This window comes from Exiguobacterium sp. UBA5002 (assembly GCF_002396765.1).
Classification (GTDB): Bacteria; Bacillota; Bacilli; order Exiguobacteriales; family Exiguobacteriaceae; genus Exiguobacterium_A.
In genome coordinates this window covers 24653-46480 of sequence record NZ_DGYQ01000017.1, presented here as the reverse complement: position 1 = coordinate 46480, position 21828 = coordinate 24653, and the positions used below count along the sequence as shown (strand labels likewise).

At 46.9% G+C, this 21828-nt stretch carries 23 protein-coding genes and 2 pseudogenes; 9 read left to right on the top strand and 16 right to left on the bottom strand.

The genetic code is table 11. The annotated features are described in order from the left end of the window. Nucleotides 1–117: 117 nt before the first annotated feature. Nucleotides 118–753, top strand: coding sequence for a homing endonuclease associated repeat-containing protein (locus tag B4C70_RS03725; protein ID WP_290777049.1), 636 nt, complete (start codon nt 118–120; stop codon nt 751–753). Between the two features lie 48 nt (nt 754–801). Here the strand turns inward: B4C70_RS03725 and B4C70_RS03720 are convergent, their stop codons facing one another. The 3 genes from B4C70_RS03720 to B4C70_RS03710 are packed head-to-tail and all read right to left on the bottom strand — an operon-like array spanning nt 802 to nt 2073. Further along, nucleotides 802–1212 carry a DUF4362 domain-containing protein gene (locus B4C70_RS03720; RefSeq protein ID WP_290777047.1) on the bottom strand — a complete coding sequence of 137 codons (411 nt, stop codon included), beginning with the start codon at nt 1210–1212 and terminating at the stop codon, nt 802–804. A 20-nt stretch (nt 1213–1232) separates the two neighbouring features. Beyond that, on the bottom strand, nt 1233–1736 hold the full coding sequence (locus B4C70_RS03715; protein WP_290777045.1) for an SRPBCC family protein: 504 nt from the start codon (nt 1734–1736) through the stop codon (nt 1233–1235). After that, nucleotides 1708–2073 carry an ArsR/SmtB family transcription factor gene (locus B4C70_RS03710; RefSeq protein WP_290777043.1) on the bottom strand — a complete coding sequence of 122 codons (366 nt, stop codon included), beginning with the start codon at nt 2071–2073 and terminating at the stop codon, nt 1708–1710. The genes B4C70_RS03715 and B4C70_RS03710 overlap by 29 nt, the downstream gene beginning before the upstream one ends. Before the next feature lie 136 nt (nt 2074–2209). Here B4C70_RS03710 and B4C70_RS03705 point away from each other — a divergent pair, with 136 nt between their 5' ends. Beyond that, the gene (locus B4C70_RS03705) at nt 2210–3064 is read left to right on the top strand and encodes a LysR family transcriptional regulator (protein ID WP_290777041.1); all 855 of its coding nucleotides are present in this window, start codon (nt 2210–2212) and stop codon (nt 3062–3064) included. On the opposite strand, the gene B4C70_RS03700 is transcribed toward B4C70_RS03705, so the two are convergent. Then, nucleotides 3052–3678, bottom strand: a complete 627-nt coding sequence (locus B4C70_RS03700; protein ID WP_290777039.1) for a hypothetical protein — start codon at nt 3676–3678, stop codon at nt 3052–3054. The two genes, B4C70_RS03705 and B4C70_RS03700, sit on opposite strands and share 13 nt — an antisense overlap. A gap of 118 nt (nt 3679–3796) precedes the next feature. Here B4C70_RS03700 and B4C70_RS03695 point away from each other — a divergent pair, with 118 nt between their 5' ends. Both B4C70_RS03695 and B4C70_RS03690 read left to right on the top strand, forming a co-directional pair. After that, nucleotides 3797–4564 carry an SDR family NAD(P)-dependent oxidoreductase gene (locus B4C70_RS03695; protein ID WP_290777037.1) on the top strand — a complete coding sequence of 256 codons (768 nt, stop codon included), beginning with the start codon at nt 3797–3799 and terminating at the stop codon, nt 4562–4564. 63 nt (nt 4565–4627) lie between these two features. Continuing rightward, a complete protein-coding gene (locus B4C70_RS03690) occupies nt 4628–5425 on the top strand; it encodes an SDR family NAD(P)-dependent oxidoreductase (RefSeq protein WP_290777035.1) in 798 nt (265 codons plus the stop codon). 36 nt (nt 5426–5461) lie between these two features. On the opposite strand, the gene B4C70_RS03685 is transcribed toward B4C70_RS03690, so the two are convergent. Further along, nucleotides 5462–6709, bottom strand: coding sequence for a polysaccharide deacetylase family protein (locus tag B4C70_RS03685; protein WP_290777033.1), 1248 nt, complete (start codon nt 6707–6709; stop codon nt 5462–5464). A 194-nt stretch (nt 6710–6903) separates the two neighbouring features. Between B4C70_RS03685 and B4C70_RS03680 the strand changes: the two genes are divergently transcribed. Both B4C70_RS03680 and B4C70_RS03675 read left to right on the top strand, forming a co-directional pair. Further along, entirely contained in the window at nt 6904–8319 is a 1416-nt protein-coding gene (locus B4C70_RS03680) for an NAD-dependent succinate-semialdehyde dehydrogenase (RefSeq protein WP_290777031.1), read from the top strand. 157 nt (nt 8320–8476) lie between these two features. After that, a complete protein-coding gene (locus tag B4C70_RS03675; protein WP_290777028.1) occupies nt 8477–8932 on the top strand; it encodes an NUDIX hydrolase in 456 nt (151 codons plus the stop codon). A 12-nt stretch (nt 8933–8944) separates the two neighbouring features. On the opposite strand, the pseudogene B4C70_RS03670 reads toward B4C70_RS03675, so the two are convergent. Beyond that, nucleotides 8945–9365 (bottom strand): annotated as a pseudogene (locus tag B4C70_RS03670) (carboxymuconolactone decarboxylase family protein). 119 nt (nt 9366–9484) lie between these two features. Here B4C70_RS03670 and B4C70_RS03665 point away from each other — a divergent pair. Continuing rightward, the gene (locus tag B4C70_RS03665) at nt 9485–9916 is read left to right on the top strand and encodes an Lrp/AsnC family transcriptional regulator (RefSeq protein WP_290777027.1); all 432 of its coding nucleotides are present in this window, start codon (nt 9485–9487) and stop codon (nt 9914–9916) included. Nucleotides 9917–9968: 52 nt separating this feature from the next. On the opposite strand, the gene B4C70_RS03660 is transcribed toward B4C70_RS03665, so the two are convergent. The 3 genes from B4C70_RS03660 to B4C70_RS03650 are packed head-to-tail and all read right to left on the bottom strand — an operon-like array spanning nt 9969 to nt 12939. Continuing rightward, a complete protein-coding gene (locus tag B4C70_RS03660; RefSeq protein ID WP_290777025.1) occupies nt 9969–11984 on the bottom strand; it encodes a Na+/H+ antiporter in 2016 nt (671 codons plus the stop codon). A gap of 56 nt (nt 11985–12040) precedes the next feature. Then, entirely contained in the window at nt 12041–12754 is a 714-nt protein-coding gene (locus B4C70_RS03655) for a helix-turn-helix transcriptional regulator (RefSeq protein WP_290777023.1), read from the bottom strand. Beyond that, nucleotides 12736–12939 (bottom strand): helix-turn-helix transcriptional regulator, encoded by a 204-nt coding sequence (locus B4C70_RS03650; protein ID WP_290777021.1) that lies wholly within the window; start codon nt 12937–12939, stop codon nt 12736–12738. The genes B4C70_RS03655 and B4C70_RS03650 overlap by 19 nt, the downstream gene beginning before the upstream one ends. Nucleotides 12940–13021: 82 nt before the next feature. Between B4C70_RS03650 and B4C70_RS03645 the strand changes: the two genes are divergently transcribed. Continuing rightward, entirely contained in the window at nt 13022–13546 is a 525-nt protein-coding gene (locus tag B4C70_RS03645; protein ID WP_214728202.1) for a dihydrofolate reductase family protein, read from the top strand. 53 nt (nt 13547–13599) lie between these two features. Here B4C70_RS03645 and B4C70_RS03640 read toward each other — a convergent pair whose 3' ends face one another. The 4 genes from B4C70_RS03640 to B4C70_RS03625 form a co-directional block, all read right to left on the bottom strand. Next, entirely contained in the window at nt 13600–14820 is a 1221-nt protein-coding gene (locus tag B4C70_RS03640) for a cation:proton antiporter (protein WP_214728204.1), read from the bottom strand. Nucleotides 14821–14823: 3 nt separating this feature from the next. Next, nucleotides 14824–15324, bottom strand: coding sequence for a cation:proton antiporter regulatory subunit (locus B4C70_RS03635; protein ID WP_214728206.1), 501 nt, complete (start codon nt 15322–15324; stop codon nt 14824–14826). A gap of 26 nt (nt 15325–15350) precedes the next feature. After that, on the bottom strand, nt 15351–15569 hold the full coding sequence (locus B4C70_RS03630; RefSeq protein WP_035407592.1) for an AbrB/MazE/SpoVT family DNA-binding domain-containing protein: 219 nt from the start codon (nt 15567–15569) through the stop codon (nt 15351–15353). 269 nt (nt 15570–15838) lie between these two features. Next, nucleotides 15839–16408: a GNAT family N-acetyltransferase gene (locus tag B4C70_RS03625; protein WP_290777007.1), complete on the bottom strand. Its 570-nt coding sequence runs from the start codon at nt 16406–16408 to the stop codon at nt 15839–15841. A 130-nt stretch (nt 16409–16538) separates the two neighbouring features. On the opposite strand from B4C70_RS03625, the gene B4C70_RS03620 reads away from it, so the two are divergent. Continuing rightward, nucleotides 16539–17750 (top strand): MFS transporter, encoded by a 1212-nt coding sequence (locus B4C70_RS03620; RefSeq protein ID WP_290777005.1) that lies wholly within the window; start codon nt 16539–16541, stop codon nt 17748–17750. 16 nt (nt 17751–17766) lie between these two features. Here B4C70_RS03620 and B4C70_RS03615 read toward each other — a convergent pair whose 3' ends face one another. The 3 genes and pseudogenes from B4C70_RS03615 to B4C70_RS03605 form a co-directional block, all read right to left on the bottom strand. Next, complete coding sequence (locus B4C70_RS03615; protein ID WP_290777003.1) at nt 17767–18324, bottom strand: DUF402 domain-containing protein; 558 nt, start codon at nt 18322–18324, stop codon at nt 17767–17769. Between the two features lie 105 nt (nt 18325–18429). Next, on the bottom strand, nt 18430–19887 hold the full coding sequence (bglA, locus tag B4C70_RS03610) for a 6-phospho-beta-glucosidase BglA (protein ID WP_290777001.1): 1458 nt from the start codon (nt 19885–19887) through the stop codon (nt 18430–18432). A gap of 24 nt (nt 19888–19911) precedes the next feature. Continuing rightward, nucleotides 19912–21804: pseudogene (locus B4C70_RS03605) on the bottom strand (beta-glucoside-specific PTS transporter subunit IIABC). Nucleotides 21805–21828: the final 24 nt, after the last annotated feature.

The window sequence follows — 21828 nt, the reverse complement described above, 5'->3', positions numbered from 1 at the left end:
TCCTGGATGAGAATGCGCTATTTTTCTTACCTTACGATATTGTTAGTATGTTCGCGAAATCGCTCATGCTACACTAGCCTTTAATTGAAACAACCATTCAAAAGGGAGATATTTTGCATGCGTCAACATCCGACTTCCACTTCTACCTTAGCAACGGATGAGAAGATCATCCGCTTGATTCAAGGTCTTCATCAAATGCACCATTCACCTATGAAAGCTACCCATTATCAAAAGTTAGCGGCTCAACTTCCTTACCCATCACTTGAAGAAATCAATGCACGATTCGGCTCGTGGGCACACCTTTTAGAGAAAGCTGGCATCGTCAAGGCTTCTCACTTATCGACCAAAGACCGGATGACGTTGAATCGCCCGGCTGCGGTCAAACGAACGAAACGGTGGTCAATCGAAGAAAGCGTCGCCTTTTATGTCGCACAAAAAGGAACGAACATGACGATTCGCTCCTACACGGAATTACGGGATTTACATTCAGAGATGTTAAGTGCGAATACGATCATTCGTCGGTTCGGTACGTGGAAAAATGCTTTAGCACACTTCGACCTCACCTCGAACGGTTTCTTCACTGACCAAGACTGCCTAGAAGCACTTAAACAAGCGGCAGAAACTCATGGACCGCTACTGACGAGTCAACAGTATGCTAAGTGGGCACGTGCACACCAAGCTCCTTCACTGACATTACTGATTGAACGTTTTTCAAGTTGGCGTGAAGCTTTGCGTCGCCTTGATAGCGAATGAAAAGGATCGTGCCCGCTGATTGATTCGACGGGACACGATCCTTTTTGATTATTGTTTTGGCAATCGTAGCAATTCATGATCCGTTCCTTCAGCGCATTGACGTAACGTATAGATCGCCTCTTGCTTCACGATCGTTTTATCGAGTTGCTGACAGACTTCATTCTCTCGATCGTCGTCTGTAGAACCGAACTGATCACGTGATGAATCAGACGAATACTGATACGTCTTGCCGCCATACTCGACGTCATACACAATCGGATCTCCCTCGATCGTGTAGGCTGTGATGCGAATCTGATCTGATTTTCCTTTCTTCGACTTATTCAAAAAAGACTCGAATCGGTCGCTGTTCGTAACACCATTCTGGACGATGATGTCACCATTCTCCTTTGCCTCTTCCATCGTGTACTTTCCGCAACCAGCTAAACAAAGCATACATACCACAAGACAGAGCTTCCACATCCCTTACCGACTCCTTCTCACTATTTCGCTAATAGACGATCAAGGCGATACAGTGACGACGTAAAGCCCTCCTTCATCCCCATACCCAGTACTTCTTGCACGGCAGCTTCCGTTTCGTAAGTCGATTCAAAGACAATCAAGGTCGTTTCTCCATGGTCAATGAATGTCGTAACATTTTCACTACCTGGTAAATTTTCAGAGATAGCTCCTGACGCGTCGGAGAAATAATCGACATGACTATAGGTGTTCGGGACATCGATATGTCTAAAAATTGCTTTCCCCCACGACTCCATGCCATAAAAATCACCTTGTGTCGGATCGACACACCGCATGCAATAATGCCAAACGCCATCCGGTTGAAACTCGAACGTCTTGATTATCGTCTCCCAGCCTTCTGGTCCCCACCATGCTTCAAGCTGTTCTTTTTCCGTGAAGGCGGCAAAGACGATTTCTCGCGGTGCCTCACAAACCCATTCCATTCGTAGCACCTTACCATCAATCGATGTCTTCAGTTCCTTTTTCATTCGTTCCTTCTCCCTTCGCGGATGATTGTATCCGCTGCAAATGCTCATCTAGTCGATACATGCGTGCTTCCATCTGGGCCATTGTGTTACTCCACGTGACAAGTTCTCGAAAAGCTTCTGGACGAAGGCTATACAAGCGACGATTCGCCTGCCGCTCGACAGTGATTAGTTCTGCGTCAAGCAACAGCTTTAAGTGCTTCGAGGTTTGCGGTTGGCGTAAGTGTAGTTGATCGGCTAACTCATTGACGGAGCGAGGACCATTTCGTAATGCTTCGATGAGTTGTAATCGTATTGGGTCGCCGAGTGCTGAAAATCGTGCGGACATCTGCTCGTTCATATCCGTTCACCTCTTTATTTTATATATTCCCACTTTAGAATATTCCAAACTAAGAATATAAAAAATGCAAAATGATTGTCAGATGCGTTCAAATGGCGTACGTTCTAGAGAACCTGTATGAAAAGAGCGTGAACCAATGAAGACCGAATGGATGGAAGCATTCCTCGTCACCGCGGAGACCGGCAGCCTGACGAAAGCAAGTGAAGTACTGCATATGACGCAACCGGCGTTAAGTAAACAAATCAAAAGTCTTGAGAGTGCACTCGACGTCTCGTTGTTACACCGTTCGGCACATGGTGTCACGTTGACGACAGCTGGCGAAATCGTCTTTGAAGAGAGTCGTGAACTCCTTGACCGAATTGATCAGATGAAACGACGAATCGGTACGATCGACGAACGGACGACCCTGACGCTCGGATCATGGCCAAGCGTTGCGATGACGTATCTCCCCCGTCACGTCTCGCGTCACGCGACGGCCCCGGATCTCAAGTTGAAGACGGCGCATACGACGATCGATTTGATGCAAGGTCTTGAAGAACGGCGATACGATGCTGTCTTACTCGACGATCGTCACCATGTCCATCCGTATCATACGACGCATTTGTATACGGAGAATTTTTTGCTTTACGTGCATCAAGACGATGAACGATTTATAGGCTGTACGTCTGTGGCGTTTGAGCAAATTCGAGATGCATCTTTCTTATCGCTCCCGATTGATTGCGATTCGACGAACATCCTAAAAGACGCGTTCATCGAACGAGGTGCCGTCTATCAGGCAGAAAACGAGATGGAATTCGGATCGAGCGTCCTCGGTTTCATTCGCGCCGGGCTCGGCATCGCCCTGTTACCGGAGATTTTTCAAGACGGACTATCCCCTGAAATCAAGACGTTACCGGTTGATGGGTTTGATGTCGTCCGCGAATTGTCACTCGTCTCACGAGACGCTTCCCATCATACCATCTTACTTGATTTACTCGATCAGTCGCGTTGAAGATGCACTTGTAGTTCATTCCTTAGATCATCGACCTGATCTTGCGAAATCGCCGAGTCCGGTGTCTCGCCGTAACGGACGAGATGATAGATCGACGGATCGAGCGTGACATCAATCCGTTGTAACCATTCGCCGACCGTCTCTTCAGAGCGGCGGCGTTTTTGTCTTGTCAGCTGCCGATCGAATGTTTGTAAAAGCCGGCGAATCTCTGACTCTGATTCTTCACCGACAAACGTTTGGCGTGTCGAACGATTCTGTGTAAACACTGGAGGCGGATCCATGAGATCGTCGACTACACTCTCCTGTTTGCGCCGTTTTCGTAAACGCTTCAAGAAGTAACGTACACTGAAGAGGACGATCAGTAGTATGACAAGACCGACGACACCGTAAAAGGTAACAACTCCTAATGCATCCTTATCCGCAAATCCCCCGCTTTGAATGTCGATTTTTTGTTTGGTCGGTTTACCTTCTTCTCCTCCTCCATTAACTATAATTTGGGTTTGAGAAGTTGCCGGATCATAAAAGAAATAGCGATAGGCTTCAGTTCCGACCAATTGAATAGCTAAAAGACTCACGAGTGCTACACATAATGTCACGATTAAACCACGTTTCATCCCATCACTCCTTTTCAATATTTTACCATTATCATTTCGGAATGCATTGATTTTTCTTTCTTTTCAGTCAATTTTTCATTAGAGTAAGGAGTGACTCTCAATAAAAGGACGTGACATCATGTATCTTCCAAGTTTTTCGTTAATCGATCAGACATTTCTTATCACTGGAGCTGGACGAGGTATCGGACGCGCGCTCGCCATCGGGATGGCAGAAGCCGGTGCTAACATCATTCTCGTCGCCCGGACGGAACGGGATTTGAAGGAGACGGCACAAGAAATCGAACGACTCGGTCGAACGGCTTACATATTCCCGTGCGACATCACTGACCGGAAACAAGTCGTCGAGACGGTAGCTCGTGCCTACGAACAAGTACCGCAGATCGATGGACTCGTCAACAATGCCGGAATGAACATTCGCTCGAAGGCACTTGATGTAACAGAAGACGAGTGGGAAACAATCCAACAGACCAATCTGAAATCCGCCTTCTTCTTCGCTCAAGAAATTGGGAAACGGATGCAAGAGACAGGTGGAAGTATTCTGAACATCGCCTCCGTCGCGGGCCACGTCGCCTTACGGACCGGTGTCGTGTATGCGACGACGAAAGCGGCAATGATTCAGATGACGAAGGTGTTAGCCCTTGAGTGGGGACCACGAAACATTCGTGTCAACGCAATCGGACCGTGGTATTTTAAAACACCGCTGACGAAAACCTTACTTAAAGATCCTACATATCTGCAGGAGATCGTTGACGTGACACCACTCGGTCGGGTGGGTGAATTAGAAGAGCTCGTTGGTCCAGTTGTCTTCTTATCATCTGCCGCTGCCCGTTACGTGACGGGACAGACACTTTATGTTGATGGCGGGATGACGATTAAAGGTTTTTAAAGACATAAGAAGACGGATGCGCATCTGCCCATCCGTCTTCTCATATCTAAAAGGAGTTTCATCATGTCAAAACGGATTGCACTCGTCGCTGGTGCCTCCCGTGGCGCCGGACGTGGCATCGCTTATGCCTTGGGTGACGCCGGAATGATTGTTTACGTCACGGGACGAAGTACGAATGAACAGACGACGGACAATCGTAGCGAGACGATCGAAGAGACGGCTGCTGGTGTCACGGCACGCGACGGACTTGGCATCCCGGTCGTTTGTGACCATACAAGTCTTGATGATATCGATCGTCTCATTCAGCAGATCCAACATCAACATGGTCGAATCGATCTCCTCGTCAACTGCGTGTTCGGTGGTTCGGAAAGCCACTTGCCGTCCGGAACCGGACGACGGTTTTGTGAGCGACCACCAGAACATTGGGACGCGATGATGTCTGCCGGACCACAAGCGTATTTGTGGACGATTCGGGCTGTGATGCCATTACTGCAACAGAGTCCAGCCGCGCTCGTCATCAATCTGACGTCATTCGCTCCAGAGCAGGTGTCTGGAAACCTCTATTATGATTTGGCGATGCAAACGATTAATCGGATGACGCACGTCATGGCGCAGGAGTTAGCTCAGACGACCATCTCCGTTATCGCGCTCTGCCCCGGTTTCATGCGGACGGAACGGGTTGTCGATGCCGGTTTCGCGAGTGCCGCGACTGAATCGACGACCTATATCGGACGAGCCGTTACAGCGCTGATGACGGATGACGATGTTAGCCGTTATTCTGGACAAGCCATCTTCGTTGCCGATCTCGCGAAGACGTATTACTTTACAGATCAGGACGGGACTCCGCAACTATCGTTTTAATTGCTTTACTCGATGGATTAACTAGTTTTCAATCACTCACTTCCGTTCCGGTCGTGCTGGATCAAAGACCTCTTTCGCATCAAAGAATGGATCGAGGACGCTCGTCTTTCCAGCAACGGCTTGACGTAAACGAATCCCATCAACGTTGATTCGGGCTTGACGGAAGTAGTCGGGTCCAACTTGTTTCCACGCATGTTGACTCGCATCAACATTGAAGAAATAACGGAACCCGCTATCGATGAGCAAACGATATTTCTCACCCGAATACTCATGCCAATCCCCGACATCACTGCCGTACGGATAAATCAGTTGCGTCGTTTTTCCGATCAATGGTTCTACGTCCTGTTTGTAGCGTTTAAGATCCGTGCGGATCGTAGGAACTGACTCTTTTCCGACCCAAATATGTCCGTACGTATGACTCGCGAATTGCCAGCCGTCCTGTTTTAACGCGACAGCAGTCTGCTTCGCTTGTTTTCGTGCCGTTTCGACCTGTTTATTATGCCCGTATTGATTGTAAGAAGAACGATACCCGAGCACTCCGTTATAACCTGTGATACCGAGCAACCCTTTTGCTCCTTTATAGGAAAAGTCAGGATGCGACTGGACAAACGCATCGACGATTGGTACGAGATCATAGGCACCATCCGGCTTTCCGACCATCTCGTTGACGATTTTACCATCCTTCACTTTCAAATTCTTCGCAAATCCATCCCCTTCCATGTATTCATAATAATTGACGTCGTCCTGAGAAAGAACGAGCGGTTGTTTTCCTTTTGGTAAACGGACGGGTGTCTCGACGATCTTACCGTTCATCTCTTTTGCTAAATCCGTCGGTCGAACGAGTACGTAATCGTTTTTGTATAACGCATCCAAGATTCGTTCGAACTCCTGTTGCGTCACCATGTAATCATCGTATCCTGCTTCCTTCCGGTCGCCGTCAAACGCTTGTTTTGGATCGGCAATCAATGAATGGAAAAAGAGATGCGGCACAGGTTTCGTCACAGGCAGGAGTGCCTGCTTTTTCTGTTCGTATTCTTTCGTTCTTTGTGTCGTATCTTTTGTGCGTACAGGTTTTAATACCTTGATTGCTCGCTCATAATCGTACTGGGCAGCGTAACGCTCGGCACGCTGTATCGTCTTTTCTATGTATGCTTGCTGAGTAGCTTGCCTTTTTTGTTCAGTTTCTCGTGGTTTTTCAGACTTTTTCTCGGCGACTTCTTTTTCCCCACATCCACTTAGCAGTAGGCTCAGCGCCACACCACAAATAACCCAGTTTCGTTTCATGACTTTCGACCCCTTTATCAATTTTGACATTTTCATTCCCCATTTATTGTAACTGTTCCCGATTATTCAGTCGATTAACTATTTTATTGAGTCATTCCGTTTCGTTATGACGGTCCATCCAAAGCGGAACTTCCGCTTCTTCGTTTTGAGGTGTTTAATAGAGGACGTAATGAAATTCACGGAGGTGCAACAAGATGATTGAAAAGAACTTAATTAATGGTGAATGGTATGACACAACAGAAACGATTCCGGTATACGACCCAGCAACGAAAACGTTGCTCGGACATGTTCCGGCAAGTTCAGCGGAAGACGCACAACGTTCCGTTGATGCAGCGAGCGAAGCATTCGTCAAGTGGTCAAACGAAACTGCAGACACACGTGCGAATTTAGTCGACGCCTGGTATCGCTTGATCAATGAACACCGTGAGGAACTCGCCCGGATCATGACGACGGAACAAGGGAAACCGTACGTCGAAGCACTCGGTGAAGTCGATTACGGCAATCAATACGTCCGCTGGTACGCTGAAGAAGCACGCCGGATTTACGGTGAAACGATTCCGGCTTCTGTTCCAGGAAAACGACTCTTCGTTGAAAAAGAACCAGTCGGTGTCGTTGCAGCGATCACACCGTGGAACTTCCCGGCAGCGATGATCACACGCAAACTCGCACCGGCTCTTGCAGCAGGTTGTACGATTGTCCTTAAACCATCGGAAGAAACACCGTTTACGGCACTTCGCCTCGTTGAACTCGCAGAAGAAGCAGGTATCCCCAAAGGGGTCATCAACGTCCTAACAGGTGACGCAGCAACAATCAGTGGCGTCTGGCAAGCCGATTCCCGTGTCCGGAAGATCACGTTCACAGGTTCAACAGCCGTTGGGAAATTGATCATGCGCCAAGCAGCCGACACGATGAAAAAATTGTCACTTGAACTCGGTGGTCACGCACCTTTCATCGTCACGGAAAACGCGGACCTCGATAAAGCCGTTGAAGGCGCGATGCGCTCGAAATTCCGCAACGGTGGTCAAGCGTGTGTTGCGACGAACCGCTTCTACGTGCAAGCATCGGTTCTTGACGCATTCACAGAAAAGTTCACAGCTGCCGTCAAACAATTACAAGTCGGTAACGGCATGGACGCTGACTCGACAGTCGGTCCATTAATCAATGCGAAAGCCGTCGCAAAAGTCAAAGCACACATCGATGACGCTGTCGCAAAAGGAGCAACCATCCTGACTGGTGGTACGATTGACGAATCCGTCGGCTACTTCGTCACTCCAACCGTGCTTGCGAATGTCACTGAAGATATGCTCTGCATGCAGGAAGAGACGTTTGGTCCGCTCGCACCGATCTCTGTCTTTGAGACGCTTGATGAAGTCATCGAACGGGCGAACAACACACCATACGGACTGGCAGCTTACGCGTTTTCTGAACGCATCGATGAAGCATTGATGCTCGGAAAACGACTCGAATACGGGATTGTCGGTCTGAACGATGGCGCACCATCTGCTGCACAAGCTCCATTTGGTGGCTATAAAGAGAGTGGCCTTGGTCGTGAAGGTGGCGTCTACGGCATCGAAGATTATCTCGAAGTCAAATACTTGTCGCTCGGTTAATCCATCAGACATTTCGTTTGAAACAAACGATCTTTATTCAAAGGTCACCCCTCATTTCTTGAGTGAAATGAGGGGTTTTTATATGACGCATGCTTCCATACCAATTTGTAAGGTATGATTGAATTCAAATGATTATACGAAAAGGAGTGATTAAACAATGGATGTTATCACTTTCGGGCAGAGAGAACAGAACCAACACTACATCACGAGACCTGCTGTTTATGCGGTCATTCGTGACTCTCAAACAGGTAAAATCGCCGTCATTCAAAAAAGGGACGGTAAGTTGTTTCTTCCAGGTGGCGGTATCGAGGACTATGAGACGCATGAAGACTGTCTTAAAAGAGAGGTAGTAGAAGAAACAGGGATGGACGTCGAAATCGTTGATTTCATCGGACGAGCCAATCAACATTTCTATTCACAAAATGAAACGGCATATTATTTGAACGAAGGGCAGTTCTATCGTTGCGATGCTGGGCAGAAAGTACAAGATCCGATCGAGGATGATAATGTCTTACAATGGATCGATCCGGCTGATGCAATCAAACATCTATTTCATGAACATCAAAGATGGGCTGTTCAGAATGCACTAAAGAAAAAATATGAAAGTGTGTAGAAAAAAGTATAATCAGGGACTATCAATTGGCTGTAAATTCATGATAGCTCCGTAGTATTGAGATGCTGTACAAAACGTAATGAACGCACATAACTCGCTGATTTCTGGAATAGTAAATGTTTCATTCATGAGTAAAAATATTGAATCAGGGATATTTCCTTTCACCTTTAAAAAAAGATCTGCAAATCCAGTTGCTAAAATCATTTTCTCATCCATCATGTTTTTTTTTTGGCTTTCCCTTTGCCTTGCAATATGCACATCCATTTGATTGTGCTAATGTTCTTCTAACTTGTTCTTTCACATCCAAACTTAAGGTTCCCTCTTCAATCAAATCTTTTTCTAACCTTGTCCAACTGGATAAGATTTTAGGGTTATGACCTAGTAATTTTTGAAATGGTGTTTCTCCTATTTGGGATAAAGGTATTTTTGTCATTTTATTCACTCCTTCTACAATAATTTTATATAATGATTAAAAATTATCACATTTCATTTGAAACAAATATCGAACTAATACTTTATATCCAACAACTTATATTGAAGGAGGATTTACATTTGAAAATCGATATGATTGATCGACAAATATTAAATGAACTGGCTCAAGATAGTCGACTGTCGATGCGTTCATTAGCTAAACGAATTAATTTATCAGCTCCTTCAGTAACAGAAAGAGTCCGCCAAATGGAATCTTATGGACTCATAAAACGATATGGTTTAACAATAAATTACGAAAAGTTAGGTTCCCCTATTGAATGCTTAGTAGAAGCAACCATTAAAGAAGGACGCTATGATAGATTCAAAAAGTACATACAGCAACTTTCGAACGTTGACTTTTGTTATCGAATTTCTGGTGATTCTTGCTTCATGCTAAAGTTACATTTCCAAACGTTCCAAGAGGCGGAATTTTTTATTGAACAAATCCATCCATATGCCCATACGGTTACTCGCTTTATTTTTTCAGAAGTAGATACTCGAGTCACTTTATAAAAAAAGACAAGAAGAGCATCCAAAGATTGCTCTTCTTGTCTTTTGATAAATATTATTCAACGTATTCGTAGAGAACGACGCTCTCGATGTAGTGAATGAAGCGGCGTAACTCCTTCTCCTCTTCCTTCGAGAGATCGCCTTCTTTTGACATATTGGCGATTTCAAGACGCTGAACTTCGATTGCTTTTAAGCAAAGTTCTTCTTTTTGTTGATCGACGTCCTTGCCACCGACTGGTGACGACCAGCGCGTATGTTTGAAGCGGAGTCGCTTATAGAACTCAAGCACACTTTGAACGACGTCTGGCGGATACGATGAGCGGCAATTCTCGAGACGTTCGATGACTGTGCCCATCACCTTTTCATACAGATCATGCTCGACTTGCGTCATTTGAATCAACGCGTCAGATGACATGTTCGATCGTTTCCGTTTCCACCATAATTTACGAATCGGCTGGACGATCTGGAAACGCGAATCCTTACCGATCGCCTTGCGACGATTTTCAATCGAACGGAAAACATCCTTTTTCAGCAGATCCGGCACCTTGTTCTCAGCGACGAAACGTTTTGATTCTTCCTTTTCCCACTGGACGGCTTCAAGACGAAGTGCCTTCAACTGATCATTGAATTGATCGAGCTCTTCTTGACTTTTTTCCTGCGCGCGCAACAACCGGAGCATCACATGATACTCATTGAGTAAATCAAACGCAACGACCGCATTGTCTTCGTCCGTCACTTGTTTGATCTCTGAGATCGCCCGGCGAATCATCCGTTGTTTTTGGGCATTCAGGTCGAGTGCGATCGGCGTTGCCGCCTCACCACGGTTCAACACCGGTAAAAGAATCGTCGCGAGAACGAGCGTATAGATAATGACACCCGCTGCAAGGAAGATGATCAATGAGCGTTCCGGGAAGGCTTCGCCGGACTCCGTCAAGAACGGTAATGACAAGACCCCGACCATCGTGATCGTTCCGCGAACCCCGACCAGTGTCGTGATTAAATCTTGTTTGAAGGACGGTCGACGATGATCGCGGTCCTCTTTTTTGAAGAACCGATGATCGAACCAATTGAAGAACATCGTCCAGACGAGACGGATCGCAAGAATGAATGAACCGATTTCGATGACATATAACATGAGACGCCAGTTGTTGATCGCGTCATCCGCAAAAATCTCGCGTGTCGCTTCTGGCAATGTCAAACCGAGCAATAAGAAAATGATCCCGTTTAGCGTATACGCAATCATCGTCCAGATGTTATCCGTCAACGTCTGCTCTTGCGCAAAGAACGTTTCTGTTCGTTCTTTGATCAAGGCATGCAAGATACCACCTGTGACGACGGCGATGACGCCTGATGCATGAAATCCTTCTTCAGCAACGAAGAAGATGATAAATGGTGTCAGGATTTGCAGTAAAGCGTAGAAGACGACATCTTCAATACCCGCTCGACGCAAGCGTACCTTGAGAAAGTTCATCGTGAGCGAAATCAACAATCCGATCAAGGCTCCAACGAAGAACATGTAAAAGAACTCTGTTGTCGCACTCTGAATCGAGAAGTAACCCGTGACAACAGCGGCAACAGCATAACTGAACGCGACTAATCCCGATGCATCATTGATCAGCGATTCTCCGCGAACGAGTGTCAAGATTTGTTCTGGAATCTGGACACGTTTTGCAATTCCGTTGACGGCAATTGGATCCGTTGGCGATAAGATTGCGGCTAAGGCAAACGCAGCAGCGACTGGAATGACCGGAATCAACCAATTGATGAAGTATCCTCCGACGATCGTCGTCAATAAGACGAGGATGATTGCATTACCGAAGATCGCTGTGCGTATCCGCCACAAATCTTCGCGCGGAAAGTGAGAGCTATCGTTATAAAGTAACGGAGCAATAAATAACAGGAGGAACCATTCGGATTCGACCTCAACCGTCAAGCCACTCATCAGGAGAGCGGCGACGGTTCCGGCAATGATTTGGATCAAAGCCGTTGGGATGAAACGGATGTAATGTCCGACGACTTGCGTCAGTAAGATGAGCGCAAGCATCAATAAAATCAGTGATAGTGTTTCCATGGAAGACCCCTTCCTCTATTGTTTCTTTCTGACTATATCGTAACATAGTTTTTTGATCAATTCCGTCCGAACGGATTATCGGACTGTTGCACAGCGATCATTTTTTCTGCTTGACGAATCAATTGTTCGCGGAGATCCTGCGGTTCTATGACTCGAACTTCCGGACCAAGTCGCATCAATTGGCGTCCTAAAAAAGCGAGCTCACTAACTGGAATTTGCCATGTTCGGTCACGACGAAGAGGTAAAATGCCTTCGAGCATTCGTTCACCTAAAGAAGTTAATTCTAGTTTCACCGTCGTCATCGGTACATGTGTCATGTTCTTTTCTAAATCAGAAAAGGTCAAATCAGTTGCTGGCAACTCATGAAGCGATACACCTAGAACTCGGTCGACACGGAACTGCCGAAATCCACGGTCAGTCCGTCCATAAAAATACCAACGATTGTGTTCGAACGATAAGCCGATCGGATCCACTACGATCGACTTTTGACCTTTTGTCGTCTCATAGAGAATATTCCCCATCCGTTTGCTCTCTAACAAGTCAAGTAACGCAGGATTTTGCGGCGACGGTGGTGTATCGACCGCTTGAAAGCGAAAGCGGTCTTTCCATTTTACAATCTGTTGCTCCGTCCTCTTCGGTAACTCGTTCGCATAGCGTTCAGCGACTTCCTGGCGGATCGTCCCGAACGGAAAATCTGGAATCTGACCGACCCATTCGAGTAGCATGAACAAGACAATCGTCTCTTCATTTGTCAAAACGAGTGGCGGCATATTCCGGTGCGGCAGCCTCCGGCTATGCCCGGTTCACTGTAAATCGGATAACCATTTGCTTCAAGAACGGTCATGTCTCGTTGAATCGTCCGGATCGATACCTTACATTCTTCCGCTAGCATACGTGCAGAAAAGTGTTCCCCCCGGTTTAATAAACGGACCAAACGCCATTGTCTCGTATTCATAAAGTTCCTCCTCAAATGACGACATCTTTTGTCGTCATTATACGCTAAGATGAAGTCAGACAAATCTCAAGGAGGAATTTTAATGTCGCAATCTACGACCGTACTGTATATCGCTTGTAGTCTTGATGGAAAAATTGCTAGACACGATGGTTCCCTCGACTGGTTATTTGCTGTTGCTGGAGACGGTGATAATGGCTATCAAGCTTTTTATGAACAGATTGGTGCCGTTATCATGGGTCGAAAAACGTATGAGGAAGTCCTTCAACTCAGCGAGACGTATCCATACGCGGATATTCCAAGTTATATTTACAGCCGGACGCAACGAACGTCAGAGACGGTCACCTATACGGATGAACCGCTCGATCAATTACTTGAGCGGATCACACCGACAATTGATGGCAAGGTCTGGCTTGTTGGTGGCGGCGAATTGATTCAAGAAGCGCTACGGTTACAGTGCGTCAGTTCAATCGAACTCGCGATGGCCCCTGTCATTCTCGGAACGGGTATCCCGTTATTCCCAGAAGGAACCGTTGAAACGAAACTTCACTTGAAGGGCAGTCGTCAATCGGGACAATTCCTGATGGCGACATATGATGTCTTGACTTAAACAAAACAACAGCCAGTTCGAGAAATCCGAACTGGCTGTTCGTTTACATCGTATTACGCATTTTTCTTTGTCTTTTTCTCTTTCGGTTCCGTCCATTTGAAGATTTTATTCATGACGTTGTAAATGCGTTTCGATTCCTTCGTCATCAGTGGTCCGAGAATCGCGAGAATCAAGACGTATAGAGCCGAAAATGGTGACAAGATGTCCATCAATCCACCAGCGATTCCGAGATTCGCGACGATGATCGAGAATTCTCCCCGCGAGACGATCGTCAAGCCGATGTTCGATGAAGCTTTATGCGAAAGTCCTGCTTTGCGTCCTGCAATCATTCCCGCGACATAGTTTCCGACAATCGTGATGACGACAGCACCAAGTGCGAGCCAGACAGCATCTAAGAGCATCGTCGGATCGATACTCAATCCGAAACTAAAGAAGAAGATGGCGCCGAAGAAGTCACGGAACGGTACGACAAGATGTTCAATCCGCTCTCCTTGATCGGTTTCCGAGAAAACGAGACCGAGTAACAAGGCACCAATTGCTTCTGCGACATGAATCGTTTCCGAAAAACCAGCAACGAAGAACAGGGCAGCAAAGACGACGATGATGAAGACTTCATCCGAAGCGATTTTTAGCATTTTGTTCAAGAGTGGCGTCGCTTTTCGAGCAATGATGAAGAACAACAACATATACCCAAGAGCAATCAAAATCGATGTGACAGAAGACATTAAGGTTGTTCCGTCACCAAGCAAGAGTCCAGATAAAACAGACAAGTAAACTGCTAGGAAAATATCCTCGAACATAATGATTCCAAGGATCAATTCTGTCTCCGTATTACCAGTCCGACGTAAGTCGACTAAGACTTTTGCGACGATCGCACTCGAGGAAATCGTGATGATTCCAGCGATGATCAACACTTCGTAAAGTGGGAACCCAGCGATGAATCCATAGAGTAGGCCACCCGTAAAGTTAATGGATAAATAAATCGTTCCACTCGTAACGATTGATTTCCCAGATCGGATCAATTTACCAATCGAGAACTCGAGTCCGAGATAGAATAAAAGGAACAGGACGCCGATTCGTCCGAGAAAACTGATGAACTCCGCACTTTCGATGAACTTGAAGTCTAGTATCCCGATTGTCGGAGCGTGCGGTCCAACAATCATTCCTAAAATAATTAAAAACGGAATGATCGAGAAGTTAAGTTTATTCGCGAGCAATGCCGCGATCGCCACTAAGATAAGCGCGGTACCGACTTCAAATATGAGATGATCCATATATTATCCGCCTCCTTCGATTGAGAATAATGCTTTCGTGATGTGACGGACGTTTTGACGCTCACCTGATAAGACGATCGTATCTCCCACTTCAAGACGCGTTTCTGGTCCAGGATTCAGCGATTTTGAACGGTCATGCTTGAGCACGGCAATAATCGAGATATCATACTGGTTGCGGACATCGAGTTCTCCGATCGTTCGATTGTTGACTTTTGAATCCTGACCGACTTTAAACCATTCGATCACAAGATCATCAAATGCTAATTCGATTTTCTCGAGATCTTTCGGCTTATAAGACAGTCCTCCGAGAATTCCTGCCATTTGACGAGCTTCTGCGTCATTAAACGTCACACTCGAGATGCTCTCATCAAAATCATCGTCATCATAATGATGGACCTCTCGACGTCCGTCGTCGTGAACGATGACGACCACCTTATCTCCTCGTGTCGTGATGCCTTCGAACTTCCGCCCGATTCCTGGTAAATCTACTTCTCGCATATCCATGTTATATTTCCTCCTATTTTTAAATTTTACAAATGGTGATTCGCTTTGTGGATGAGCGCCTTGAACGTCTCATCACTCAATATATCTTGAAGATCATGCAGCTGTTTCAAATCCGCTTTCGCCATGATGACAAATCCGTCCTCCTCAATGAATGCCACGCGATCTCCTTCCTCCACTTGCAAGGCTTGCCTAATTTTTTTAGGAATGGTGATCTGTCCTTTTGACGTTAACTTTGATAGCTCCATTACGAACTTCCTTCTTCCTGTATTTTTCTTGTATTCCTTACTTCCTTACTTTTCTTATTTCCAATATATCATAAAATTAAACTTATTCCGAGTTTTTTGCTTTGAATTAAAATTTAAAAAATGAATAAAGAAAAAACACATCCTAAGCCGAGTGGATGCGTTCGTTCTTCATATCGTTCTATTAGAAGGAATCGAGCAGGCTCTATTTCCGGTAGTAACATAATCAATCGTTGTCCGATATAGGCATGCATTAGCCGTGAACCCATCTCTTACCTTCCTTCATAATCACTACGTGTGATCGCATAAATCTTTAAATCCCAGAAACGCTCTTTAACGTACAAAGCACTCCGAGAGACGCCTTCAAATGTCATGCCGATCTTTTCCATGACACGCGCTGATCCGTCATTCGCAACAAAACAGCGTGCTTGAATACGTTCAAGACCGAGCGTCTCGAAACCGTACTGCACAAGACGCGCTGCTGCTTCCGGTATCAAACCCTTTCCCCAGTAGTCGCGCGACAGCGCATAACCGAGTTCTGCTTGGTGTTGCTCAAACGACACTTTGATGAAATCAATCGTGCCGATAACTCGACCGCTTGCTTTGTCTTCAATCGCCCAAGGTGCAGGATTACCTTGTTCGTATTGTCGGAGGATATATTCGACGAATTTCTCCGAATCCTCGAGCGTCTCATGGGCATACCAGCTGACATATCGTGCCGTCTCTTCGTCTTTCGTATAGGCATAGATATCTGCTGCATCTTCTATGCGAACTGGACGCAAACGGAGTCGCTCTGTTTCAAGTACAGGTAATGCTCGATATAAGCCGAGGGTTGATATCATAAACAAGTCCTTCTTTCTTTGATTTTTTCCAAGTATACCCACTCATCAGTAAAAAGTATAGAGATATACGAAAAGGTTATCAGAATTTTCTGGTACACTATTGGGAAATGATGTAAGGAAGGATGATGTCATGTCTTCTCGTGAACGGACGCTCCTAAGCGCTCTCGGTATCTCACAGTTCGGCGACTTCATTTATCTTGTTGCGATTAACGTTTATATTTATCGCTTAACCGGCTCCGCGTCCGCTGTTGCTGCGCTTTGGATCATCAGCCCGGTCGTCTCACTCGTCATCAAGTCGTTTGCAGGTAGTTGGGTCGACCGATCCGACTTACGTCGCTTATTGATTCAGACCGATCTACTCCGTGCAATCTTGATTGGCATTTTGCCATTTCTACCACTATCCATGCTCTATATCAACTTGCTTGCCTTAGCCGTCATTAAATCTATCGTCGAACCAGCGACCTTAACCTATATCACGACGCTTGTACCGAAAGACGACCGGACATCATTTAATGCCTATCGTAGTCTGATCACGTCTGGTGCTTTTTTAATTGGTCCGGCTCTCGCTGGTGGACTCTTATATGTCGCTTCTGCTGACGTTGCGATTTGGCTCAATGCCGTCTCATTCCTCGGATCAGCGGTTCTGTTGATGCGGTTGCCGCGTTTTTCCGCTTCGGTCGATCGAGGGATGCAGCTACAATACATCCTGTCCGATTGGCGGCTTGTCTATCAGTTCAGTAAAGACGCGCATTATGTGACTGGATTGTATGTCTTCGCGATGCTGATGATGATTGCGACGCTTGCACTCGATACGCAAGAAGTCGTCTTTTTACAGCGAAGCATCGGCTTATCAGAAACCGACTACGGCTTACTCATGAGCCTAACGGGGATTGGTTCTGTTGCCGGTAGCTGGATCGTCGCTCGCTACGCTAAAACCCTTTCTGTTCGGACGATGCTGACGATTGGCTATACGTTTGTCGCTATCGGTTATATGCTGTACGCAAGTGCGAATTCGTTTTCAATCGTCTGTACTGGTTTCTTGTTGCTCGGATGTTTCCACGCATTTGCAGGAACCGGTTTTCTGACGTTCCAACAGACGAATATTCCGCTTCATTTGATGGGACGCTTTACGAGTCTTTACGGTGTCGGCGTCAGTCTGCTCCAGATTCTAGCGATCGTCAGCATTGGTCTACTCGGCGATATTTGGTCGATTCGCTTCAGTACGATCCTGTTCGCTGGTTTGCTCGTGTTGGTGACAATCTGTTTTCTTGGAATGGTTTTCCTCCCGCACAAGCAACAGTATTTTACAACGGACGAAGTGAAAGAAGAACAACATGCCTAAAAAGCAGGGAATCCCGTCAGCGCGGGGTTCCCTGCTTGAGTTGCTGCTCTAACTGCCTTTTCATCACTTCTGCATGCGCGACTAGCGGAAAAGATCCATCTTGTAGTTGTTTTTGCAGTCGCTTCGCTTCTGCCCAAGCGAGCGCATATTCCGCTTGTGAGACCTCCCCTTGATCTCGTGCTGCTTCTAGTTCGTCCGTGTCGATTAACAAAACTTGTCCCGATGGCAAGGTGATCAGATCGAGAAACAGAACCTCCCAGTAGACTCGTCCGTCCTCCACTCCGGTACGAAGACAGATATCGATATAGGTTTGTACTAACTGACCTGCGGCGTCAAACATCGAGGTCACGGCATGATGGGCATCACTTGGGAATTGTTGTACCCAGACGTAACCAGCGTCAGCGATTCGAATCGTTTCGTCACCATAACGGACATCTAACGGTGAAGTGACTTCAATCAGTTGAAGAAGTGTCACATGTCCGTTGAACACCTCGTTTTCTACCTGTTCATGAACATAGTGTCGTTGTGTGATGCGACGCCAGTCACGTCGATCGGCATAGCGTTTTTTGATCATTTACCGGTCCCCCGTTTTTTCCTAAGTGTGCCATACCCCACTTCTTTTTCGTTCTAATTCTTTAAAAAAAGGGGCAACGGATTTTTTCCGTTACCCCTTGCTTCATCATTTTGCTGTCTCTGAACTGTGTAACGCAGCACCATTCGTCTCGATGACGTGACGGTACCAATCGAACGAGTCTTTTTTCATCCGTTCCATTGATCCGTTGCCTTCGTTATCCCGATCGACGTAAATCATGCCATAGCGCTTTTTCATCTCCCCTGTCGTAAAGGAGACGATGTCGATGACACCCCACGGCGTGTAACCAATCAATTCGATGCCATCTTCGAGTACGGCGGCTTTGAATGCTTCGATATGCGCACGCAAGTAATCAATTCGCGCCGTGTCATGAATCTGACCATCCTCGATCGTATCGATTGCACCAAAGCCGTTTTCGACGATGAACAATGGAATCTGGTAACGATCGTATAGACGATTCATCGCATATCGGAGACCAACCGGATCAATCGCCCAACCCCAATCACTCGACTGGATGTATGGGTTCTCAACGCCGTTTGCGAGACCACCGTTGACGATATTTCCCGTGTTATTGACGACAGCATCATGTTTAACGGTCGTCGACATGTAGTAACTGAATCCGAGATAGTCGACTGTTCCGTTTCGCAAGATTTCTGCGTCACCGTCTAGAATCGGAATATCATACCCTTCCCGTTTGAACTCATTCAACGCGTAAGACGGGTAGTAGCCGCGGACTTGGACGTCTGGGAAGAAATAGCGCTGACGCATCGATGTCTCAGCGAGCAAAATGTCTTCCGGATGCGATGAGTAAGGATAGATCGGTACGTGTGAGACCATCGCTCCGATCTCGAAGTCCGGGTTGATCGCTTTCCCTTTCGCGACAGCTAGTGCACTCGCGAGTAACTCATGGTGTCCCGTTTGATACATGACTTCCATAGCGTTCTCATTCGGGTCGAGGAGGACACCTGAATTCGTCCAGAGGAACAGTGGATTGCTGACGTCCATCTTGTTGTTAATTTCATTGAACGTCATCCAGTACTTGACCTTGTCTTTGTAACGCGTGAAACAGACTTCCGCAAATTTTTCGAAGAACAGCGCTACTTTCCGGTTGCGGAATCCACCGTATTCACGTGCGAGGTGGAGCGGCATCTCAAAGTGCGACAGCGTGATGATCGGTTCGATGCCGTATTTCAGTAATTCGTCGAAAACGTCATCATAAAACTTCAGTCCTTCTTCGTTCGGTTCTGCCTCGTCTCCGTTCGGGAAAATCCGACTCCACCCGATTGACGTCCGGAGACATTTCAGTCCCATCTCAGCGAACAGGGCGATGTCCTCTTTATAACGGTGATAAAAATCAATCGCCTCGTGATTCGGATAGAATTCATTCTCCTCTACCTGATCCGTGATGCGCCGTGCAACACCGTGTGCTCCTGCCGTCAATACATCAACGACGCTCGGTCCTTTTCCGCCAGCATTCCAGCCGCCTTCGAATTGATGCGCTGCTAACGCACCGCCCCATAGGAAATCATTTGGTAATGTCTTCATCTTCATGTCCTCCTTCTATTTCTCTTACTTGATGATCGTCAAGATCTGTGTGTTTGCCGTCGTGACCGTCTCGTCCGTCGGTAGGATTTGTGCATAACTCTGCGTGTTCGTGATAATGATTGGCGTGATCGTCTCGAGTCCATTCGCTTCAATCGCTGTCGCATCAAACGTTACGAGGAGATCGCCTGTCGTCACGGATTCGCCTTCTTTGACGTGAAGCGTAAACGGTTTACCGTCGAGCGTCACGGACTCAAGACCGATATGGATCAAAACTTCGACACCACTCGTCGAGCGTAATCCGATCGCGTGACCTGATGGGGCGACCATGACGACAGTACCGTCAAACGGAGCCGTGACCCGGTTGTTCGTCGGACGAATCGCTACCCCTTGTCCCATCGCACCGGAAGCAAATACAGGATCCGGTACATCTAATAAAGCAACAATCGTTCCTTCAAGTGGTGCGCGAAGCGCCTCTTCATTTGTCAGAGTTGCGCTGACTTCCTGTTTTGCAACTGGTGTCGCTGTACTTTCAGGTGCTACGACCGGAGCAGCCTGCTCCCCGAAACCGAACACTTGAATCAAAACGATCGGTAGAATCAAGGCAATCGCCGTTCCAATCAATAAGCCGATGATCGACGATGGATAGTCGGAATCGATGCCGTTGACGAGCGTCAATGGTCCCGGTAATCCGGCGTAGGCAAAGTAATACGGTTTAAAGAAACTTGCCGTGACAGCGCCGATTGCTCCCGAGATACAGCCATAGATAAACGGTTTTTTAAAACGGAGCGTCACCCCATAGATGGCTGGTTCCGTGATACCGAAGATGCCCGTCAGTCCGGCTGAGACCCCGACTTTTTTCGTTTCTTTGTTACGTGCTTTCAAGATGACCCCGATGACAGCACCGATTTGGGCGATGACGGCAATCGTTTGATAGGCTTGGAACGAGTCGCGACCATATTGCTCGAAGTTTGCGAGCACCATCGGCGTGACACCCCAGTGGACACCGAAGATAACGATGACTTGCCAGAAGCCACCGATGATGAGACCAGCTACCGCAGGAGCATTCTCCGCTAAGTAGTTATACCCGTTTGCGATCCCTTCTGCACCAAGTGTCGTGATCGGTCCGATCAAGAGAATCGTAAGCGGCACCATCAATACCATACTGAAGAATGGAACGAACAACGGACGAATGACTTCATGAATCGTCTTGTTCAGGAATCGCTCGACATAGGACAAAATCCAGACGAGGAATAATGGCGGTAAGACCGATGGCGTATACGTTGTACCGGATAAAGCGATTCCTAGGAACGTGATGGATTCACCAGCCGTGATGCGTGCTGCGATATCTGCCCATGTTGGACTGACAAGTGCCGCAATACAGGCGACCGCGATGAAGGCGTTGACCTTAAAATGATTCGCTGCCGTTATGGCAATGAAAATCGGCAAGAACGTAAATGGTGCCCATGAGATGAAGCTGAAGACTTCATAAGTACCTGTCTTCGCAAATGCTGGAAAAACGAGCGTCGTCAAAATTAAAGTTCCCTGCAGAATCCCCGCTGCAGCTAAGATGTAGACGAACGGTGCAAAGACCGCTGACATCGTCGCAATGATTCGGTTGAGGACCGTCCCTTTCGGTGCCTCTTCCGCTTCCGATTGTTCCAAATCGACGAGCTTCAAAAATTCTTGATGAACTTCTCCGACGTGTTGACCAATGACGACTTAAAACTGCCCGCCAGACTCAACGACCGTAATGACGCCAGGTAATGCACTGACAGTTTCCTTAGCTGACGAATCCGATCGTTTCAATACAAGACGAAGTCGTGTGGCACATCGGACGGCGCTGATGACGTTGTCTTCTCCCCCGACAGCTTCTAAAATCGAATGCGCCAATTGTTGATAATCGCGAACCTTGCCCATATCGTGTACCTCCCCTGAATATGA